The organism is Tenacibaculum sp. SDUM215027 (genome assembly GCF_050566205.1).
GTDB lineage: Bacteria > Bacteroidota > Bacteroidia > Flavobacteriales > Flavobacteriaceae > Polaribacter.
The window spans coordinates 289,403-309,968 of sequence record NZ_JBNXUE010000001.1 but is presented as its reverse complement, the minus strand read 5'-3'; the positions used below and the strand labels follow the sequence as shown (position 1 = coordinate 309,968).

Below are 20,566 nucleotides of genomic sequence, written 5' to 3'. Positions count from 1 at the left end.
TGTTGTATGTTGATTTATGCTAATTGAGGTTTTCTTCCTAACTCAGCTAAATGTCTAAAGTGCTCAATAATTGCTTTACGAGTAGTTTTATATTCGTTGTAAGGAAGATTGAATTCTTTTGCAGTTTCTTTCACTATTTTAGCTAGTTTATCGTAGTGAATGTGCGATATGTGTGGAAAAATATGGTGTTCAACTTGATGGTTTAAACCACCAGTATAAAAATTAACTAACCAGTTTTTAGGAGCAAAATTTGATGTAGTGTATAATTGGTGTATAGCCCATGTGTTTTTCATGTTACCATCTTCATCAGGCAAAGGCATTTCTGTTTTAGGAACAACATGTGCTAATTGAAATACAACACTTAAAATAATACCTGCAGTATAGTGCATTACAAAAAACCCAATTAACACCTTCCACCAAGTTACATCCATCACTGCGATAGGTAATATTACCCAAAGTGAATAATAGATTACTTTAGAAACTACTAATTTAGTCCATTCTTTAGCTGGGTTAGGAAATTCACCGTATGATAGTTTACGTTTTAAATAATTGCGCATTTGTTTAAAATCGGTAGTAATTGCCCAGTTTATAGTTAGCAACCCGTATAAGAATACAGAATAGTATTTTTGAAATTTGTGAATCCATAACCACTGTGCGTGTTTAGAAAAACGAATTATTCTACCAGCATCAATGTCTTCATCATGATCTTGTATATTGGTATAAGTGTGGTGTAATACATTATGTTGTACTTTCCAATTGTATACATTCCCCGCTAAAATGTATATACTACTTCCAAAAAGTTTGTTTACCCATTTTTTACTTGAAAAAGATTCGTGGTTGGCATCGTGCATTACATTCATTCCAACTCCTGCCATTCCAAAGCCCATTAAAACGGTAAGGGCTAATTTTATCCATTGAGACATATCAATAGTTAAAATCAGTATAAACGGAACAATAAACATAGCTAGCATAATAATAGCTTTTGAATATAGTTTCCAGTTACCTGTACGCTTAATGTTATTTTCTTTAAAGTAAGTGTTAACTCTTTTATTTAGAGTTCTAAAAAACTTAGCGTTATCTATTCTTGAGAAGTTTACTGTCTTCATTTGTTGTTTATTTGTACCGCAAAAATAAACGTTTTTGGTTCACAGTTATTGCTAAAGGCTAACTTTTTAACTAGATTAATATCTTTTATATAAAAATTAACAATACCAATTAGTTTTTTATTTTTGCAACGGAAAAAATGACTTCATGGAACTTATAAAAAAATACTTTGACAATTTATCAGAAACGCAGTTAGAACAATTTTCTAAGTTGCAAGAATTGTATCAAGATTGGAACTTAAAAATTAATGTTGTTTCTCGTAAAGATATTGATGAATTGTACTTACGTCATGTATTACATTCGTTAGGAATAGCAAAAGTGATGGAGTTTAAGTCTCGCGCTAAAGTAATGGATGTAGGAACAGGTGGTGGATTTCCAGGAATTCCGTTAGCAATTTTGTTTCCTGAAACACAATTTCATTTGGTAGATTCTATTGGGAAAAAGATAAAAGTGGTAAATGAGGTTGTAGAAGGTTTAGGGTTGAAAAACGTGAAAACTACTCATGGCCGTGTTGAAGAGGTAAATGATACGTACGACTTTATTGTAAGTAGGGCGGTGGCACAAATGGAAACGTTTCAGCGTTGGGTGAAAAACAAAGTGCATAAAAAACAAAATCACGCACTTAAAAATGGGATTTTATACCTAAAAGGAGGTGACCTTACCGAAGAACTTGCGAACTTCCCTAAAGCCACCATTTATGATTTACCAGACTTTTTTGAAGAAGATTTCTTCGAAACCAAAAAAGTGGTGCATTTACCTATGAAATATAAAGGTTAAGCTTTTACAGTAGAAAAAACATAGTGCATTTCAGCTGCAATTTGTAAACTGCGCTCTAAGTATTTTTCTTTTTCTAAAGATGTTTCGTCATATAATTTAGGGTCTTCATAAGTAACAGGTACTCTTTTATCTGCACCAGCAATAAAAGGACATCCTTCATCAGCTTGTGAACAAGTCATTATGGCACCAAAAGCTGAGGTTGGATTAAAGTCATCGTCATACTTTTTAGAAAAACCTATGACAGAAGGCGTGTTTTTAGCGTATTTTATCGCGTAAATAGGATTTGTTTCATCAGATAATTGTTGAATTTTAAATCCGTTATCAACTAATGTTTTTACCACTGTTGAATTCATAGCGGTAGCTTCTGTACCACCAGAATAAGTGTTTACATTTGGTATTTGATAGTGATACGCCATGGTTTGTGCCCATACTTGCGACAAATGACTTCTTCTGGAGTTGTGTGTGCAAATAAAATTTAGGCTTATCATCTCCTTATTCTCCAGTTTTTCCTGAATGTAATTTACAAGCGGTTGTAAAACTTCTTTTCGTTCTTCCGAAACAGTTGGTATACTAGAGATAGTTTTCTGTAGTTCAGAAAACAGAGTTGAGGTTCTTGCTTTCATATTAACAACATCCTGAGTTAGGTTCACATGCAGTTTGTTTTTGTAAATCAGATAATTTTACTCTTGGTTTTTCTTGTGGAATCCCACAGTTATCTTTTGCTAAACAGTCGGTTTGTTTGGTCGTTAATAAAAAGTTTGTTCCGTCAAAGTCTAATCCATATTTACCAATAGTACTTCCTTGGTACTCTACTTCAATTTCTAAATCAGGAATGTTTAATACCTTTTCTGATAATTCTATAATGTGAACTAGTTTCTCAGGGTGCAATCTGTGGTCATAGTCATTGGCATTCCATAATTGAAAATTTACGACTTCCTCATTTCTAATGGTTCCACCACAGTCAATAAAGTTTTTAGTAATTTTACCTACTTCTGTTACGTGAAAATGATTAGGAACTAAGCTTCCATCAGGTAATTCAAAAGCGATCGTTTTTAACGAAGCTAAATGTTGTTTAATTTCTGATAATTTCATGTTGTTTAATTTTTATTGTAATATTACGATTAATAAAGTCAAATTTTTTTAACAGCACTTAGGGTTATCTACATCAAGGTTTAGAAAAGAAGAAAGTAATATTTTAATTTCTTTCCATGCTGAAGGGTTAATGCAATAACAAACGCTTGTTCCTTCAATAGTACCTTTGATAATACCAAGGTTTTTAAGCTCTTTTAGGTGTTGTGAAATGGTGGGTTGTGCCAAGCCAATTTCATTTACCAAATCACCACAAACACAAGAGTTTATTTTGAAGAGGTGTTGCAGGATTGCAATACGAGCAGGGTGTCCTAAGACCTTTGCTGTATTAGCAAGCTGATTTTGCTCTTCTGTAAAAATTTCTGATTTTGTAATCCCCATACCTTTATCTTTATATTGCAATATTACGATTAATAAGTAAAAGAGACAAAATTTTTAGTGTTATTTTTTTTATAAAAGATTTAATACCAGCGTTTTTTCTTCTTTTTAGAAGCTTCTGATTTTCTTCCTTTTTTGTGTTTGCTAACGGTGTTTGGTTGTTTTTTATGCTTAGGTTTAGCAAGTGGAAACGGATGATCTTCCACAATTTTGATAGATCGATCCATGAATTCTTGAATGGCTTTGACGTACGAAGTTTCATCAGCACTACATAAAGAAAAAGCAATTCCAGATTTTCCAGCTCTACCCGTTCTACCAATTCTGTGTACGTAAGTTTCAGGTATATTAGGTAAGTCTACATTAATCACAGCATCTACTTTGCTAATGTCAATACCACGAGCAGCAACATCAGTAGCAATTAAAATATTGACTTTGTTGTTTTTAAAATCTTCAATAGCTTGATTTCGTAAAACTTGCGATTTATCGCCATGTACGCTGGTTGCTTTGTATCCGTTCTTTTGAAGTGTTTGTTCTAATTTATCAACTCCAAACTTGGTACGACGGAATATAATAATGCGCCCTTTTATGGTGTTGCGTAGTAGGTGTAAACACAAATCTACTTTGTTTTTTTTAGGCGTATAATACAGTAATTGACCTATGTTTGAAGAGGTCGTTTCTGCGGGAGTAATATCTATCTTTTCAGGGTTATGCAACATAGATTTAGCTAAATCACTCAAATTATCAGGTATCGTTGCTGAAAAAAGTAAAGTCTGTTTTTTGCGCGGACATAGTTCTTCAATTTTTCGAACATCATCAATAAAGCCCATATCTAACATTAAATCGGCCTCATCTAAAACAAAAGTTGTTAACTGACGTACATCAATACTTCCCTGTTTATGTAAATCGATAAAACGCCCAGGGGTAGCAATTAAAATGTCTACACCTTTTGCTAAAATATCTTTTTGAGGTTGGGTAGCAACACCCCCGTAAATAACGGTAGTCCTTAAATTGGTGTATTTGCTATAGGTTTCACAGTTTTCTTGAATTTGAATAGCCAATTCACGAGTAGGACTTATAATAAGCGCTTTTATTTTTTTAGCTCTTTTTTCTACATCTGCTTCCTTAGAAAGTTCATGAATAATAGGCAATGCAAAAGCAGCAGTTTTACCTGTTCCTGTTTGAGCAGCAACAATTACATCTTTCTTAGCTAATACTAACGGAATTACTTCTTGTTGTACCAAGGTTGGTTTGTGGTGTCTTTCTTCGGTAAGTGCTTTTAAGATAGACTTGCTAAGGTGTAGGTCTGAAAACTGCATCAAATATTTTTTTGCAAAGGTAGGTTAAAACGAATGATATTACAGGGTTTAGCAATAAGTTAAGATATAACCTAAAAATGCACCTCCTAAAACGATAAATGCGCTGTTTACTTTTTTTAAATAAAAAACAGCAAGTAGACTTATGATGGCAATAACAATAGTGCGCCAATCTGTAATAGTATCTTTAGCCATTGTTATACAAACAGCAATAATTAACGCAACGGCAGCTACATTTACAGCATCTAAAATACTACCAATAAGCTTCGATTTTCTCATTTTAGGAATCAACGGATTTAAAACTAAAACAAAAAAGAAAGAAGGTAAAAAGATTCCAACAGTTGCTACAAGTGCACCAGTTATTCCATTCATTTGCCAACCAATAAAAGTAGCGGTAGATAAAACAGGACCTGGGGTTATTTGTCCTACAGCCACTGCGTCTATTAGTACCTGTCTAGAAAGCCATCCGTTAGCGACCAACTCTGCATCTAAAAAAGCAAATAATACATAACCACTTCCGTATAAAATTGCACCAACTTTTAAAAAGGTCAATAAAATTTTCAGGTTGTTGGCTTGAAGCGTTTCGCTTGCTTGAAATAGAAAAAATGGAAGTATGCTGGTTAAATTATTACGGTTTTGGTTGAAAAAATAGAGTAAGGCACCTAATAAGCCACAGCCAAATAAAGCTGCTATTTCATTAACGCCTAAAAGGCAAGCAACTAAAGTTATTAACCCTAAAATAGCTAATGATGCATTTTTTACAGCTTTTTTACCTAATCGATAAGCTGCCATAAGAATAATAGCAATCACTGCAGGTTTTATTCCGTAAATGAAGGGTTCAGCTTTAGGAAGCTGACCATATTCTTGGTATAACCACGCTACTATTGATGTAATTACTACGGCAGGAAAAATAAAACAAAAACCAGCTACAATTAACCCTTTCCAACCCGCTCTTTCATGTCCGCAGTGCATGGTCATTTCAGTAGAGTTGGGGCCTGGTATTAAATTAGTAGCTCCCATTAAATCTAGAAAATGTTGTTGAGTCATCCATTTTCTTTTTTTAACAACTTCGTCTTCCATCATGGCAATATGTGCGGCAGGTCCACCAAAAGAGATACAACCTAGTTTAAAAAATAATTTGGCGACTTCTTTAAGTTGGGTTTTTTGTGACATTTTAAAGCGTTAGAAAAATAGATTTTAGTGGTTTTTGGAGGTAAATTTAAATAAAAGTACACTGGTTAAAGCTTTTTTACACTTTTTTGACAATTGATTTACACTTTTAACGGAAGGTTGCGATAGTTTTGATGAAAACTTTAAATACGAATATTATGAAAACCATTAAAAATAGAATTTTGTTAGTTGGGGCATTGTTAGCCATAGTGCTTGTAAGCGGATTTGCTAAAAGTACTTCAACAGTTACACCAAAAGAAATAAAAGAGGTAACCGAAGTTGTAAAAAACAAGACGATTAATATGTTTGTAACACACGGTCATTGTAGTACACCCTTTGGAGGTATTGTAGATGATTTAAAGGTAGATATTCCTGTACGAATGGATGCTGGAAATCCGTTAGAAAACATGCGTATTTCGTTTGAGGTTGATCCAAACTCATTTAGAGTATGTAGAGGTGATGAGGCTGATTTAACTGCGAGAATTAAAACAAAAGGGGTTTTTATTAATGATAAGAACGACAACATAACCTTTAGAACTACGAATGTTTTTGTGATGGGAGTAGATTGGTATCAAATTAACGGAATGATGTCTATTAAAGGAGTTGAAAGAGAGGTGAAGTTTTTTGCAACAGGAATTAGAGATTCATACAAAAGCATGTCTAGCGAACTGGTATTACAAGGGCAAGTAAATTTATTGGATTGGGGTATTGATTATGATAAATTAGTAAACGGACAATCGTCAAACGTTCCAACAAAATGGTTGTACTTGAATATGAAAATTGAGTTGAGTTAAAGATTTAAAACTTAAAAGCGTGCAATGTTTCTATTAAATATTGTACGCTTGTGTTAACTTTTAATTTCTCTCGATAAATATTTCTATTGAATTTGTTTCAATATTTTTTCCAAACAAATAACCAATCATAAGACTTTGTTTTCTTAAGATTAATGAATTTTGTCCTTTAAATTCTATTTTATAATTACCTCCTCTGTTAACGGAAAAAGAAAATATTTTTTTAGCTCTTTTTCTTTTATAGTAAGATTGAGATTTCAATGTTGCTTCTTCAGGTTTAATTACCTCTTCGCCATTGATCTTAGATAACAAAAAATTAAAACTTAATAAATCAATATACCACCCACCTATAAGGTAAACATCATAAACCCCCATAGGTAAATTTATAATTTTTTCTTTTTCATAAATATTAATTGGTCCAATCAACTTTCTTCTTTTTAGTGAAATTAATTCAAAAGGGATAAATATAAACCTAAAAAATAGATTGCTCAGAAAGCGTGGTAAACTCCTCTAAAAAGCGCATACCTCTATACGAGTTTCCTTTTTTATTCAATTTAGGGCTCCATACTGCAATCGCATACTGGTTAGGGTGTATGGCAATAATACCACCACCAACGCCACTTTTACCTGCGAGTCCAACTTTAAAAGCAAACTCCCCAGATTCGTCATAAAAACCACAGGTTTGCATCAACGCATTAATTCTTTTCGATTGACTTTTGGTCAATATTTGTTCTCCTTGTCGTGTTTGTCCGTTATTGGCTAAGAAGAAAAACAATTCAGAAAGTTGTTCGCAAGTCAGTTCCAACGAACATAAATCGAAATAAAAACCTAATACCACTTCAGGGTCGTTGTATATGTTTCCGTAGGATTTAATAAAATTACATAAGGCTACATTTCTATATCCTACCGATTTTTCAGAAGCCGCAATTTTTGCAGAGTAGTTAATATCTTGATTTACCGAAAGACTTTTAATGAAATTCAATAAATCTTCCTTAGGATTTACCAAGCTACTAATTAAAATATCAGCAATTACGATGGCACCTGCGTTGATAAACGGATTTCTAGGAATACCATTATCCGTTTCCAGTTGTATCAATGAATTAAAACTATTTCCAGAAGGTTCTACACCTAATCTGTCCCAAATAGATTCACCAAGATGCTTATACGCCAAACAAAGTGATAATACTTTGGCAATACTTTGAATGGAGAACTTTTCTTGAAAGTTTCCTAAACCAAAATTGGTGTTAGCAACGGTTGAAATATGTACACCAAATTTATCAGCATCAATCGTAGCTAATTCGGGAATATAGGTAGCTAACTCTCCAATATTTTCAATAGGAGCTATTTTTTGATACACGTTCTCAAGTATTTCTTTGTAATTCATTGCTTGTTAAAATAAAACGAATTGATGCTAAACGAAATTAGTTGAATTCTGTTTGATAACAAATAAAAACCTCATAGAAAGTAATGAGTTTAAGATTAAGCCGGTTTTATATAGCTTTAATTGATTTGACTAATTTCTTAAAGTGCTTTTGTGTTTTAAGAGATGTGTCAAAAGTATATTTCATTTCAATTAAATAGTTGTAACCATTTAAATTAATTAATCGATAATGATATAGATATCTGTTTTTATTTTCAACAACAAACCCAAATAAATACCCATAATCATCTTTGTCTGTTCTCATGTAATTGAGTATTTCAAAGTGTTGATTTAAATACGTGTGAAGTACGTTAGCTAGTTGTTCGTGATCAGGATTTTTTTCTTTAAGAAATTTATTATAAATCTTAAATTCAGGTTGAAAATCAATGTCTTCAACTCGACAATAAGTTTTGGGTAATTTAAATAATAAAAAATCTGAGTTTAGAGTTTTGTTATTTCTAATCTTTGAATCAAAGATAATTTTAGAGTTTGATAAATCGATTTTTGTATTCCATTCTTTATTGATGTATACTCTTTTGCTACAACTTAAAAAAAATAAAGTAAGGATGAAAAAAGAAAGTGATTTCATTTTTAAAAGCAATTTTATTGGCGAAAGATATTTAAAAGTGGAAAAAGATTCAAAAAAAATAAAAAAGCAACCTCATTGAGGTTGCTTTTAATGTATATAAGATTCCTTGTTTGGAATTTCTTTTCTTATCCTAAGAAAGGGTAACGATAATCAGTTGGAGAAACAAATGTTTCTTTAATTAAACGAGGAGACACCCAACGTAATAAGTTTTGAGCAGATCCTGCTTTATCGTTGGTTCCTGAAGCTCTTGCTCCACCAAATGGTTGTTGTCCTACAACAGCACCCGTTGGCTTATCGTTTACGTAGAAGTTACCAGCACAGTTTTCTAAAGCTTTGGTAGCTTCAACAACAGCATAACGATCAGTAGAGAATACAGCACCTGTTAAAGCGTATTCAGAAGTTTCGTCAACTAACTTTAAGGTATCAGCCCAATCAGCATCTTCGTACACGTAAATAGTCATTACAGGACCGAATAATTCAGTTTCCATCGTAGTGTATTTAGGATTGGTAGTTAAGATAACTGTTGGTTCAATAAAGTATCCTTTTGATTTATCGTAGTTACCACCAGCGATAATTTCAGCATCAGTATCAGCTTTTGCTTGGTCAATATACTTCGCTAATTTATCAAAAGAACCTTCGTGAATTACTGCTGTAATAAAGTTGCTCATGTCTTCTGGAGAACCCATTTTAAAAGAAGCGATATCTTCTTTTACATAGTTTAGGGTTTCTTCAGCTAATGATTTTGGTAAATATGCTCTTGAAGCCGCAGAACATTTTTGTCCTTGGAATTCAAATGCACCACGAGAAATACCAGTAGCTACTTGTTTAGCATTTGCTGATGGATGTGCGATGATAAAATCTTTACCACCAGTTTCTCCTACAATTTTTGGGTATGTTTTATAGGTGTGAATGTTTTCTCCAATCTTTTTCCATAATTCTTTAAATACGTACGTAGAACCTGTAAAGTGGATTCCAGCAAAATCAGGAGATGCTAACACTACCTCAGTAATTTCAACAGGGTCACCGTAAATTACGTTGATAACACCGTCTGGTACACCTGCTTCTTTAAATACATCAACAATTACTTTTGCTGAGAAAATTTGGCTATCAGATGGTTTCCACACTACAACGTTCCCCATCATTGCTGCTGATGCCGGTAAGTTTGCAGCAATTGCAGTAAAGTTAAATGGAGTAATAGCATATACGAATCCTTCTAACGGACGATATTCAACACGGTTCCAAATTCCGTCATCAGAGTTTGGTTGCTCGTTGTAAATTTCCGTCATATACTCTACGTTAAAACGTAAAAAGTCGATTAACTCACAAGCAGCATCAATCTCAGCTTGGTGAACAGTTTTTGACTGTGCAATCATAGTTGCAGCGTTAATCTTTGCACGGTAAGGACCAGCGATTAATTCCGCAGCACGTAAAAAGATAGCGGCTCTTTGTTCCCAAGGCATTTGCGCCCATTCAGTACGAGCTTCTAAAGCATTAGCAATAGCTTTTGCTGCATGTGTTTTGTCTCCAATATGGTATTGTCCCACAACGTGTTGATGATCGTGTGGAGGAGTCATATTACGAGTGTTTCCTGTTCTAACTTCTTCGTTACCGATGTACATTGGTACATCTACAGATCCGTTAAAATATTCTTTGTATTGTTTCGCAACCGCTTCGCGTTCAGAAGATCCTGGAGCGTAGCTTTTTACGGTTTCGTTAATGGCAGTTGGTACGTGAAAAAATCCTTTTCCCATTTTGTATGTTGTTTGTTGAATTAAATTTCTTTCTTTGTTTCTGAAAAAATCTAAGGAGATTTTTAAGACGTACAAAGTTACGGTTATTTTAGGAATATTTAAAAGGCCAAAAGGCTTGAATTTATTAAAAGAAAAACAATATGTGTACGGTAACCTATTTACCTTTAGGGAATAATAATTTTATATTAACCTCAAATAGAGATGAGGATCCGAAACGAAAAACAATTCCACCTAAAACTTATAATGAAGAAGGAGTGGAGCTAACCTATCCTAAAGATGAACTCGCAGGAGGAACATGGATTGGTTTGAGTAAAAAAAACAGGTTGATTTGTTTATTAAACGGAGGATTTACAAAACATCAAAGAGCGGAGTCGTATCGGATGAGCAGAGGTGTTATTGTAAAACAGTTGTTAACTATTGATAATCCTGTTGAAATAATTAATCATTTCGATTTTGAAGGAATTGAGCCTTTTACTATTGTTTTGGTTGATTGGAGTAATAATTTAAGAGCTTATGAATTGGTTTGGGATGGAACTAAAAAGTATTTTAAAGAGCTAGATAATGCTCCTAAAATTTGGTCGTCATCTACATTGTATAATGATGAAATGAAGCAGTTGAGAAAAGAATGGTTTGCCGATTGGTTAGGTAATAACAAAGATTTTAATCAAGAAGACATTATTGCTTTTCATCAAGATGAAAGGAAAGGTAACAAAGAGGTCTCTATAAAAATGAAACGTCAAAATGTAGAAACAGTGAGTGTAACGTCGGTTATAAAAAATGAAAAGGAGCTTACTATGAGTTACTATGATTTACATTCAAATATTAACAAAATAGGAGTAGAAATCATTCGCCTGTAATAAAACCTATTTAATATCTTTGCAAAAAAGATTTTATGAATAAAAGATTACTACTACTATTCTCTGTAATTTCTGTTTTCTTATTTACGAGTTGCTTCGAGTTTGTTGAAGAGGTTACTTTTAATAAAGATGGTTCAGGGAGTGCTGTGTTAACCATAAATTTAAGTAAAAGTAAAACGAAGCTAGCTTCTATAATGCTACTTGATAGTATAAATGGTTATAAAGTACCTTCAAAAGTAACAATAAGAAAAAAAGTACAAGAAATAGTTTCTAAGATTAAAGGAACCAAAGGAGTTCATAATGTAGAAAATACGTTAGACTTTAATGAGTTCATCGTAACAGTTTCATGTGATTTTGATAATGTGGAAGCTTTGAATGAAGTAATAGCTAATTTTAGCTCTAAAAAACATATAGAAGCTATCAAAAAGAACAGACATTTTACCTTTAATGAAAAGAGTAAAACATTTACACGTAGCCATCATTTTGATTTAGGGAAGGAGTTCAGAAAAACAAAAAATCAAGATCGTAAGGTATTTGAAACTGCTACTTACACAAGTGTTTATAGGTTTGAAACGCCTATAAAGTCAACGGAGAATAACCAAGCAAGAATATCACAAAGTAAAAAAGCTATTATGTTGCATTTACAAGCACAAGACATTATAGCAAACAAACAATCAATCAAGAATAAAATACAATTAGAGAATTAAAATTAGGATGAAAAAAATTATTGCTACACTACTGTTTTTAAACACATTTACAGCTATACAAGCTCAAAGGTTAGAATCTAAGATACCTAACAATGTAGACGTGTTGATTTCTGCAAACGCAGAAAATTTATTTAAGTTGATAAAAGTATCAGATATTGACGAAAATGCTATTGGAAAAGAAATTTTAAAAGATTTAAATAGAAACAAGAAAACTCCATTAGTTGATTCTGTGGTAGAGGATGTTGAGTCGAGTGAAAAAAAAGAGAGCCAAAAAGAAGAAGTTGAGGAGAGAATAAATATATCTTCTGTAGCTAATGCAGGTGTGAATATAAAGTCGAATGCGTACTACTTTTTTAGTAAAGGTGATAGTATTTCGTATCATAACTTTTATGTAGAGTTAAATGACAGAGAAGTGTTCGAATCACTATTATACAAAAGAGAAAAGGAAAAAATTAAAAGAGCAGATGGGTATAGCTATATTGTAGGGCGTAATTCTATTAAGGTTTGGAATGATAATTCTCTTTTAATGATAAACGGAAGTGTATCTAGAGGATATTTTTCTGAGCATAGAAAACGATTAGAAAAATTAAAAAAAGAAGGAGAGTATAATTATTCGTTCAAAAAAAGACTTGCTAGTGAGTGGACAAAAGAACACGCTTTAAACATTTTTAACAAAAGCTTCTCAAACTCTATCGCTTCTAACACGAAGTTTCAAAAAAGTAAAAAGAAAAATGCATCAGCAACACTTTGGGTTCGTAACTATGGAATGTTAATGACCGATTTATTCAAATCTTTTGGTAACTCGCTTTATCCTTTATATGCTGAAGTTGGAGATCAAAATATTTATGGAATTGAAGAAGTAACTGCTAGTTTATTTTTCGGTGAAAACGACGCTAGAGTTTTATTAGATATGTCGGTTAGTTCAGATATGAAAAAATCTTTCAAAAAGATTTATAATAAAAGAATGAATCGTAACCTAGTAAATAGTTTTGATCATGACAAAGCATTGGCTTTTTGGAGTATTTCTTTAAGTACAGAAGAAATGTTAAAACAATACCCTGAGTTAGTGAACAAAATGTATGGAGGTATTTTACCTAAATTTCAAGAAGAAATGGAAATTGTAGGTGACTTATTTTCATTAGTTATTGATGAAAAAGCTGTAGGAGAATTAATTACAGGTGATGCTCTTTTAGTGTTAAATGATTTTTCTAAAGAAGAAGTAGAATATACTACTTATAAGTATGATAAAGATTATAAGCGTAAAGAAGTAACGAAAACTAAAGAAGAGTTTGTCCCTGATTTTACGTTAATGATTGGTTCAAAAGAGGAAGACTTATTGAACAAGTTTTTTAAGATAGGAGAAAAACACAAAGCGTTAGAGATTGAAAATAACGTGGTAGAGTTTAAAACTAAAAAGTCTGATATACCATTTAACTTATATTCAGTAGTTAAAAATGACATATTGTACTTAACTACATCAAAAACTAGTGCGTTAAGTATTGCTAGAGGAAATAATAGTTTTAATACTAAAAAACATAGCAAGTTGGTTAGAAATAACTCAACAGTATTTTTTGTTGACGCAAAGGCTATTTTAAATAAGATACCTAATAAATGGATGAGTAAGTCTGAAAAAGAAGCAATGCGTTTTTCAACAGAGAATTTAAATGACGGTGTGTTTAGAGTTTCTAGAATGAAAGGAAATACAATTTCTTCTGAATTAAAAATTTCTACACAAGGAACAGAAGAGAATACCTTAAAATTATTGTTAGAATTTATCAATACAGTAGCGAAGTAAGCTAAATGATAAAAAGAATAGTATATATACTTGTAATAGTATGCTGTATTATTGTTACGGTTGGGTTTTTTAGATATAATCCAACCGTAACTTATACAGAAAAAGTACCCACTTCAGCAGAAACTGTGATTTATGTTAATCTTCGAGAAATAGAATATAACATACTTCTTAGCTTTTTAAAGCATCCACTTTCACAGTTTGATTCAAAAAAAAACTCAACGACAAAAGAGGAAGAAAAAATAACGCTATTAGATCAAGTTGAAGTACCTAACAGTGTGTTCTTTTATACCAATCAACAAGAATTTAAAGACTTTTTTATAAGTAATCAAATACCTGTAAAAGCTAAATTTACAGAAGCATTAAAAGAAGAAGGATTTACAGGGCAAAAGGTTAAAAATACTATAGTTTATACAAAAGGAAGAGTGAGCTGTGTAGTGCAAAATAATTCACTACAAGTTCTGTTTAAAAAGTATAAAAAAGCTATTGTATCTTCTGAATTATTATCTGCTTTAAATCATGATGATTATTTTTCTGAAGAAGATTTAATTTTCGAACAAATAAAAAACAGTGAAACATCTATAGCTATAAATACTTTACAGGGAGATTTTTTTAAGCTTATTATTGATGAAGGAGTTTTAAGAATCCAAGGTGAGTTAAGTGAAGAAAATAATCTGTTTCAGTCTTTTCAGGCAAGATCAGTAATTGGTTCAATAGTAAATATATCTGGTAAGCTAAATACTGAAATATTAGCGGACAAATTAGATAGAAGTTTTAAGGAAAAGTTTAGAAAACTTACAACATTATCGTTAGATTCTGTTACTAATAAATGGAATGGGGTAATAGACTGTAACCTTACTTCTTTTATAGAAAAATCAGATACGATTGTAACTTATGAATATGATGATGATTTTAATAAGGTTGAAAAGAAGGAAATTCAAAAAACAATAACACCTAAGGTTACTTTTGAGTTGCAAGGAAACGATCTTTGTGATTACTTGAAAGAAAAAGAAGTGATTAAGAGAGTTGAGAATGAGGATCTATTAACATTGATGCCTTTGTTTACTACTTACAGTTTTTGTAAAGGAAATGGCTTAAAATTTACATCTGAAAAAAATCAAAAGCTAACTAAAGATATCGAGGGAAACAATAAGTTTTATTTCTTGTTTAATGTCGCCAATTATCAAGAAAAAGACAGAGGTATTTACTCTTTAAAAAATAAATACCTAGATAAGGTAAAAACAATACAGTTGTTAGTAACTAATAACAATCAGTTAGAAGCAACTGTAGAATTAAAAAACACTTCAAAAAACTTTTTTTTACAAGTATTAAATTAATACAAAGCAAACGCAGCAAACGATATAGCAACAGATCCAAGCATGGCTAGGATAAAAAACATTGTATTGGCTAGCATGTACTTTACAAACGTCTTAAAATACCCTTGATTGTAAAACCTTTTCATGGCTATAAATAAGTAAATCATAAAGAGTAGTAAGAAAATAGGTAAAAAACTGTTAGAATGCTTAAAAAAGTCTATGATATAGAAAATAGAAAAGAGAAGAAAGAGTACGGTTTGTACATGGAAGACAAAGACTAGGTGTTCTACGTAAGTATACTTCTTTCTAATGTAAATAAATTTTAAAAATAAGGTGAACAGCGGAAGTAGTATGAAAAGTGCAATAGAAGAGTACGATAAGACTTGACGGAAAAACTTTTTCGCTTCATCTCTGTCTAAAAAAATTGAATTAAAAACTTTAGCACGGGAATACCAAAAACGATTGCTAAAGTTTCTAGTTACTTGTAAGCTGTCTAAAGCGGCATCAATAGAGACTTTAGGATGCTCTTTTTGAAACTTCATAAACTTTACGATATCAAAAGAACTACCGAGGTCAGATTTAACTGTTTCTAGTTCTGTGTCATATGAGACTTTGGTAGAGTCAGTTTTAGTTTGTGTTTGCTCTGCCTTAACAGAGTCTTGTTCTTCAAGTTGCTTAAAAACAACATCTTGAATAGAGTCTAAGTCTACTTGAATAGCTTCAGCGTCGTTGTTGTTTAGTTTGATTTTTGATGATCTACCAATCCTTAACTCTTCGAACTTTTTATAACTATCGGTTAAGCTGATAATTAAGAAAAAAATAATAGAAGTAGCTAAATAGAATCGAAAAGGGTTTGTGTATTTAATTCTTTTTCCTTCAATATAATCCTTTGAAACTTTACCTGGACTTATTAGTAGAGGGATAAGTGTTCGCCAAAATTTAGTATCTAAAGAGAAAAAACCAGCAAAAAGTTCACGAAGAAAAATACTCAAGGTAATTTTTTTTCCCCTGTTTTTTTGTCCACATTCAGGGCAAAATTTTTCGCTATTAGTAAAAGGGCATCCGCAATTTAAACAGTTGGCATCTCTAACAACTGGAACTTTATTTTTTTTAATCATTAGTTTAAAATAGAAGTAGTGGTTAATTGAAAGGTTGGAATAATTACAAGGAATTCTTCAAGTGTTTCTGTGTTAATCATTTTGTAATTGCCTCCCATAGCACCAGTAGTAGAAAGTAAAAAACAATTAGATCTGTAATTATAAATATCGTTAGGTTTTAAGGTTGGGGTTTCGCCAACAACACCTTCTCCTTCTACATATTCGGTGCTGTTAAGAGCGTCAAAAATAACCCAAAAACGCTCTAGTAATTTTACGGTTTCCTTCGACTTGTTTTCTATAGAAACATAATAACTAAAAGCATAGTATTGCCGATGACCTCTGTAAACAGAGCCTCTAAAAGATGTTTTTACAGAGATCTTAATGCCTTTTGTAACTTGCTGAAACATATGATAAAGATAGTTCTTTTTCAGTTTTTAGTCAACGTTTCTGTAGATACCTTACCTGTTTTGATTAAAAAAACCATAACCAACACCAATTACTCTGTCATAAATTTCACCAAAAGGTTTGTAGTAAACAATCACGGTGTACTCATTTTCGGTTTGGTAAAAAGAACCATCAATCTCGTGTAAGTCAATGTTTTTGTTGCTGTCTAAGGTTACATATGTATAGTTGTAAAACCCTTGCTTAAAAGGTAGTGTAGCCTTGTAAACTTTCTCAGAGGTATTATAAGACATTTTGTTTTCTTCAGACAATTCGTAATTATTAAAAGCACCATAAATAAAAACCTCTTTGTTTTTGTAAGGCTCAAAAGCATCCAAAGAAAAATGAACTAAAGAATAATCAGCCTCAGTGTTGTCTTTATTGTCAATAACATCACGTTCAGTGGTTCTTACAACAAACTGTCCGTTAATATCGGGGTTGTAAGTGTATATTTTATCAGCCCTTGGTTCATCTGTGTAAAGATAGCTGTGGTATAGGTTTTTACGTTCTACTCTGGCAACATTTAAACTAGAGTTTCGTATAAATTTAGTATCAAAGTTTAAAAACTCGTTTCCTCCCCAAAAATTAGTTTTGACAGTATGGTTGTATAAGAGTTGTTGAGGTTTGATAAAAATAGGTTGAAGATTGGTGAGAGCAGTGTTCCAATTATGATTCTGAAATAATGTAACATTAATTTCTTGAGATGGAGTGTTTATTTGTAAGCTAGGGTGATTTACAGTAAATTGAACTGTTTGCTGTTGGTTAGTTGTTGTAGCGTTCCTACTTCTAAATGCGGCGATGCCTACTGTGGTGATATCCTCGTAAAATACACAACGCCTTGTGAAAACAACTTCGTAGTCTTCATCAATAATAGAAATTAAATAATTACCACTTTTGGTGATAATTGTATTTTGATTTGGAATTTCTACTGAATAATGAGTGTAGGGTTGTAGAGTGTTAAAAGAATTGGTGAAATTTATGATTTCATTTTGCTCAAAACCTTCAATGTATTGGTTGCTTGTCATTGAACTAGGTTTCCAGTCATGAGTCATATGTTCAATCTTGTATTGGTACTGTTTACTGTCGGCATCTAAATCATCAAAAGATAATTTTAGAACATCCCCTAAGCGAACAATTGGAGCGTAAAAGTTAGGGTTGTTTTTAGGGCGTAATTGTACAGTTTTTACATTTTGAGCAAAGACTGAAACAACTAGTAAAAAGGCAATTATAGATAGTTCTTTTTTTATCATGATGTAACAAAAGTATCAAAATATAAGCCAAAGACAAGATTTTTATTTAGAATAAATATAAATAATGTTGTTTTTTAAAGATAAGAATGGTTTTGTTCTACAAAGGGGGGCAAAATTTTTAAATTTGCGTGTTTTTAAGAAAATCAAATTAATCAGTTCCTATGTCAAAAGACATCCGTATTAAGAAAGGCTTGGACATCAAGCTAGTTGGCGAGGCAGAACAGAAAACTACCGAACTTCAATTAGGTAGTGTGTTTGCAGTAAAGCCAGATGATTTTCACGGCGTTATTCCTAAAATTTTAGCAAAAGAAGGTACAGAAGTAAAAGCAGGTGAAGCACTTTTTTATTCAAAAAGTGATGAGCGTATTTTATTTCCAAGTCCTGTTAGTGGTAAAGTTACAGAAATCGTTCGTGGAGCACGAAGAAAAGTTTTAGCAATTAAAATCACTGCTGATGCACAGCAGGAATACAAAGATTTTGGTAAAAAAGATGTAGACGCAATGTCTGGAGAAGAGGTTAAAAACCACTTGTTTGCTTCAGGTTGTTGGCCGTTTGTAAAACAACGTCCGTACGACGTGGTTGCAAACCCTAATCAAGCACCAAAAGCAATTTTTGTATCAGCCTACGCAAGTGCACCTTTAGCAGCAGATTATGATTATGCGTTAAAAGGCAAAGAAGCAGAGCTACAAGCTGCTTTAACAGCGTTAACCAAATTAACAGCAGGTAAAGTACATGTTTCTGTAGCTAAAAACTCAACACTATCACCATTTAAAGATGTGAAGGGAGTTGAATTACATAAGGTTTCAGGACCACACCCTGTAGGGAATGTGAGTACTCAAATAGCACAAATTAACCCTATTAACAAAGGAGAAGTTGTATGGGTGGTTACACCTCAAGACTTAGTTGTTATGGGGGAGTTGTTATTAACAGGTAAGTTTAATATTACTCGTACGGTTGCTTTAGCAGGATCTAAATTTAACAAACCACAGTATGTAACTGCAAAAGCAGGAGCTCACATTGCTGATGTTGTTAAAGGGAATTTAGATGCTAAAAACGCTCGTGTAATTAGCGGAAACGTGTTAAGCGGTTCAGAAGTTGGTGAAGATGGTTTCTTAGGATACTATGATAACTTGATTACTGCCATTCCTGAAGGAGATGATTATGAATTATTTGGATGGAACAAACCAGTTTTTAATAAGATATCTACTTCTAGAGCATTAACATTTTCTTGGTTAAATCCAAAAAAATCATACGATTTAAATACCAATACTAACGGAGAGCATAGAGCATTTGTAGTAACTGGTTCGTATGAAGAGATTTTTCCATTAGATATCTATCCGATGCAATTATTAAAAGCTTGTATGTATAAAGATCTTGACGAAATGGAAGGATTAGGAGCTTACGAAATTGCACCAGAAGATTTTGCGTTAACAGAATTTATTTGTGTATCGAAACAACCTCACCAAAAAATAATTCGTGAAGGATTAGATTTAATGAGAGAAGAATTAGGATAAGATATGGGCTTAAAACAAAACTTACATAATTTAAAAAAGAAATATGAAGGAACTAAAATGGCTCCGCTATTTAATGGTTTTCATACGTTCTTATATATGCCGAATGAGACCACTCACGGAGGGACTCACATTAAGTCGGCAGATGATCTTAAACGTACAATGAATACAGTAATCATGGCATTAGTGCCATGTTTAATATTCGGTATGTTTAATGCAGGATATCAGCATAACCTTCAAATAGAAGCTGTTTCAAACGCAACAGGCTTCTTTTCTGGAGAATTTTGGAATATGAGTAACTTCCTAATAGGTTTAGTTAAAATATTACCATTAGTAATTGTTTCATATGCCGTTGGTTTAGCAATAGAATTTGTTTTTTGTATAATCAAAGGACATGAGATAGAAGAAGGGTACTTAGTAACAGGAATGTTAGTTCCGTTAATTGTACCTGTAGACTTACCTTTATGGATGTTAGCAGTAGCAGTAGCTTTTGGTGTTGTAATAGGTAAGGAAGTATTTGGAGGAACTGGGATGAATATCTTAAACCCAGCCTTAACAATTCGTGCATTCTTATTCTTCGCATATCCAACTTGGATGTCTGGAGATAAAGTATGGGTACAAGGAGCTGTAGATGCTGCTGGAACAGCAGATGCAATTTCAGGAGAAACTATTTTAGGTAGTTTGGCACAATCACAACCGTTAAATCATTCAGTTTCTGATATGTTCTTCGGATTCATTCCAGGTTCAGTAGGAGAAACATCAACATTATTAATTTTATTAGGAGCTTTATTCTTAATCTTTACAAAGATTGGAAGCTGGAGAATTATGTTATCTGCAGTTATTGGGGCTTTAGTAATGGGATTCATCTTTAATCAAGTAGTTGATATGGGATGGATTGGTGAAACAAGTAAGTTTTACGGATTAATGAGTTTAGATTTCTGGAAGCATTTATTAATTGGAGGTTTTGCATTTGGAGCTGTATACATGGCTACTGATCCAGTAACAGCATCACAAACCAATAAAGGGAAATGGATTTACGGATTCTTAATTGGATTTATTTCAATTATGATTCGTGTATTTAACCCAGCATATCCAGAAGGAGTAATGTTAGCAATCTTATTAATGAACGTTTTTGCTCCAACAATTGATCACTATGTGGTTCAAGGAAATGTAAAGAGAAGATTAAAACGTGTAAAAGTTAAAACTGCCTAAT

General features: G+C 32.4%; 21 protein-coding genes. 8 read left to right on the top strand and 13 right to left on the bottom strand.

Going from position 1 to position 20,566, the window contains the following annotated elements; all coding sequences use genetic code 11:
• Positions 1 to 14 precede the first annotated feature (14 nt).
• Positions 15 to 1,106 carry a fatty acid desaturase family protein gene (locus tag ACQYZ7_RS01385; RefSeq protein WP_430728023.1) on the bottom strand — a complete coding sequence of 364 codons (1,092 nt, stop codon included), beginning with the start codon at positions 1,104 to 1,106 and terminating at the stop codon, positions 15 to 17.
• A 145-nt stretch (positions 1,107 to 1,251) separates the two neighbouring features.
• Between ACQYZ7_RS01385 and rsmG the strand changes: the two genes are divergently transcribed.
• Positions 1,252 to 1,881, top strand: a complete 630-nt coding sequence (gene rsmG / locus ACQYZ7_RS01380) for a 16S rRNA (guanine(527)-N(7))-methyltransferase RsmG (RefSeq protein ID WP_430728022.1) — start codon at positions 1,252 to 1,254, stop codon at positions 1,879 to 1,881.
• Here rsmG and ACQYZ7_RS01375 read toward each other — a convergent pair.
• The 5 genes from ACQYZ7_RS01375 to chrA all read right to left on the bottom strand — a co-directional run bounded on the left by ACQYZ7_RS01375 (position 1,878) and on the right by chrA (position 5,834).
• Entirely contained in the window at positions 1,878 to 2,504 is a 627-nt protein-coding gene (locus tag ACQYZ7_RS01375) for a low molecular weight phosphatase family protein (RefSeq protein ID WP_430728861.1), read from the bottom strand. The genes rsmG and ACQYZ7_RS01375 overlap by 4 nt on opposite strands.
• A gap of 1 nt (position 2,505) precedes the next feature.
• Positions 2,506 to 2,973, bottom strand: coding sequence for a DUF6428 family protein (locus ACQYZ7_RS01370; RefSeq protein WP_430728021.1), 468 nt, complete (start codon positions 2,971 to 2,973; stop codon positions 2,506 to 2,508).
• A 48-nt stretch (positions 2,974 to 3,021) separates the two neighbouring features.
• Positions 3,022 to 3,351: an ArsR/SmtB family transcription factor gene (locus tag ACQYZ7_RS01365; protein ID WP_430728020.1), complete on the bottom strand. Its 330-nt coding sequence runs from the start codon at positions 3,349 to 3,351 to the stop codon at positions 3,022 to 3,024.
• Between the two features lie 80 nt (positions 3,352 to 3,431).
• The gene (locus ACQYZ7_RS01360) at positions 3,432 to 4,664 is read right to left on the bottom strand and encodes a DEAD/DEAH box helicase (RefSeq protein ID WP_430728019.1); all 1,233 of its coding nucleotides are present in this window, start codon (positions 4,662 to 4,664) and stop codon (positions 3,432 to 3,434) included.
• A gap of 48 nt (positions 4,665 to 4,712) precedes the next feature.
• Positions 4,713 to 5,834 (bottom strand): chromate efflux transporter, encoded by a 1,122-nt coding sequence (gene chrA, locus ACQYZ7_RS01355; RefSeq protein ID WP_430728018.1) that lies wholly within the window; start codon positions 5,832 to 5,834, stop codon positions 4,713 to 4,715.
• Between the two features lie 155 nt (positions 5,835 to 5,989).
• Between chrA and ACQYZ7_RS01350 the strand changes: the two genes are divergently transcribed.
• Positions 5,990 to 6,625, top strand: coding sequence for a YceI family protein (locus tag ACQYZ7_RS01350; protein WP_430728017.1), 636 nt, complete (start codon positions 5,990 to 5,992; stop codon positions 6,623 to 6,625).
• 60 nt (positions 6,626 to 6,685) lie between these two features.
• Here ACQYZ7_RS01350 and ACQYZ7_RS01345 read toward each other — a convergent pair whose 3' ends face one another.
• The 4 genes from ACQYZ7_RS01345 to pruA form a co-directional block, all read right to left on the bottom strand.
• Positions 6,686 to 7,048, bottom strand: a complete 363-nt coding sequence (locus tag ACQYZ7_RS01345) for a hypothetical protein (RefSeq protein WP_430728016.1) — start codon at positions 7,046 to 7,048, stop codon at positions 6,686 to 6,688.
• Positions 7,049 to 7,094: 46 nt separating this feature from the next.
• On the bottom strand, positions 7,095 to 8,006 hold the full coding sequence (locus ACQYZ7_RS01340) for a glutaminase (RefSeq protein WP_430728015.1): 912 nt from the start codon (positions 8,004 to 8,006) through the stop codon (positions 7,095 to 7,097).
• A 106-nt stretch (positions 8,007 to 8,112) separates the two neighbouring features.
• Entirely contained in the window at positions 8,113 to 8,631 is a 519-nt protein-coding gene (locus tag ACQYZ7_RS01335) for a hypothetical protein (RefSeq protein ID WP_430728014.1), read from the bottom strand.
• A gap of 125 nt (positions 8,632 to 8,756) precedes the next feature.
• Positions 8,757 to 10,382: an L-glutamate gamma-semialdehyde dehydrogenase gene (pruA, locus tag ACQYZ7_RS01330; RefSeq protein WP_430728013.1), complete on the bottom strand. Its 1,626-nt coding sequence runs from the start codon at positions 10,380 to 10,382 to the stop codon at positions 8,757 to 8,759.
• Positions 10,383 to 10,522: 140 nt separating this feature from the next.
• On the opposite strand from pruA, the gene ACQYZ7_RS01325 reads away from it, so the two are divergent.
• Genes ACQYZ7_RS01325 through ACQYZ7_RS01310 form a run of 4 tightly spaced genes read left to right on the top strand, consistent with a single transcriptional unit; the run spans position 10,523 to position 15,075 of the window.
• Positions 10,523 to 11,239 (top strand): NRDE family protein, encoded by a 717-nt coding sequence (locus tag ACQYZ7_RS01325; protein WP_430728012.1) that lies wholly within the window; start codon positions 10,523 to 10,525, stop codon positions 11,237 to 11,239.
• 35 nt (positions 11,240 to 11,274) lie between these two features.
• Positions 11,275 to 11,946, top strand: a complete 672-nt coding sequence (locus tag ACQYZ7_RS01320) for a hypothetical protein (protein WP_430728011.1) — start codon at positions 11,275 to 11,277, stop codon at positions 11,944 to 11,946.
• A 7-nt stretch (positions 11,947 to 11,953) separates the two neighbouring features.
• Positions 11,954 to 13,741 carry a hypothetical protein gene (locus tag ACQYZ7_RS01315; protein WP_430728010.1) on the top strand — a complete coding sequence of 596 codons (1,788 nt, stop codon included), beginning with the start codon at positions 11,954 to 11,956 and terminating at the stop codon, positions 13,739 to 13,741.
• Positions 13,742 to 13,746: 5 nt separating this feature from the next.
• Positions 13,747 to 15,075, top strand: coding sequence for a hypothetical protein (locus ACQYZ7_RS01310; protein ID WP_430728009.1), 1,329 nt, complete (start codon positions 13,747 to 13,749; stop codon positions 15,073 to 15,075).
• On the opposite strand, the gene ACQYZ7_RS01305 is transcribed toward ACQYZ7_RS01310, so the two are convergent.
• Genes ACQYZ7_RS01305 through ACQYZ7_RS01295 form a run of 3 tightly spaced genes read right to left on the bottom strand, consistent with a single transcriptional unit; the run spans position 15,072 to position 17,842 of the window.
• Positions 15,072 to 16,172, bottom strand: coding sequence for a DUF3667 domain-containing protein (locus ACQYZ7_RS01305; protein ID WP_430728008.1), 1,101 nt, complete (start codon positions 16,170 to 16,172; stop codon positions 15,072 to 15,074). The two genes, ACQYZ7_RS01310 and ACQYZ7_RS01305, sit on opposite strands and share 4 nt — an antisense overlap.
• On the bottom strand, positions 16,172 to 16,558 hold the full coding sequence (gene apaG, locus ACQYZ7_RS01300) for a Co2+/Mg2+ efflux protein ApaG (protein ID WP_430728007.1): 387 nt from the start codon (positions 16,556 to 16,558) through the stop codon (positions 16,172 to 16,174). Before apaG ends, ACQYZ7_RS01305 begins: the two co-directional genes overlap by 1 nt.
• Positions 16,559 to 16,609: 51 nt before the next feature.
• Positions 16,610 to 17,842, bottom strand: a complete 1,233-nt coding sequence (locus tag ACQYZ7_RS01295; protein ID WP_430728006.1) for a DUF5103 domain-containing protein — start codon at positions 17,840 to 17,842, stop codon at positions 16,610 to 16,612.
• A gap of 161 nt (positions 17,843 to 18,003) precedes the next feature.
• On the opposite strand from ACQYZ7_RS01295, the gene ACQYZ7_RS01290 reads away from it, so the two are divergent.
• Together ACQYZ7_RS01290 and ACQYZ7_RS01285 are read left to right on the top strand one after the other, a co-directional pair.
• On the top strand, positions 18,004 to 19,356 hold the full coding sequence (locus ACQYZ7_RS01290; protein ID WP_430728005.1) for a Na(+)-translocating NADH-quinone reductase subunit A: 1,353 nt from the start codon (positions 18,004 to 18,006) through the stop codon (positions 19,354 to 19,356).
• A 3-nt stretch (positions 19,357 to 19,359) separates the two neighbouring features.
• Positions 19,360 to 20,565 carry an NADH:ubiquinone reductase (Na(+)-transporting) subunit B gene (locus tag ACQYZ7_RS01285; RefSeq protein ID WP_430728004.1) on the top strand — a complete coding sequence of 402 codons (1,206 nt, stop codon included), beginning with the start codon at positions 19,360 to 19,362 and terminating at the stop codon, positions 20,563 to 20,565.
• The last annotated feature ends 1 nt before the right edge of the window (position 20,566 follow it).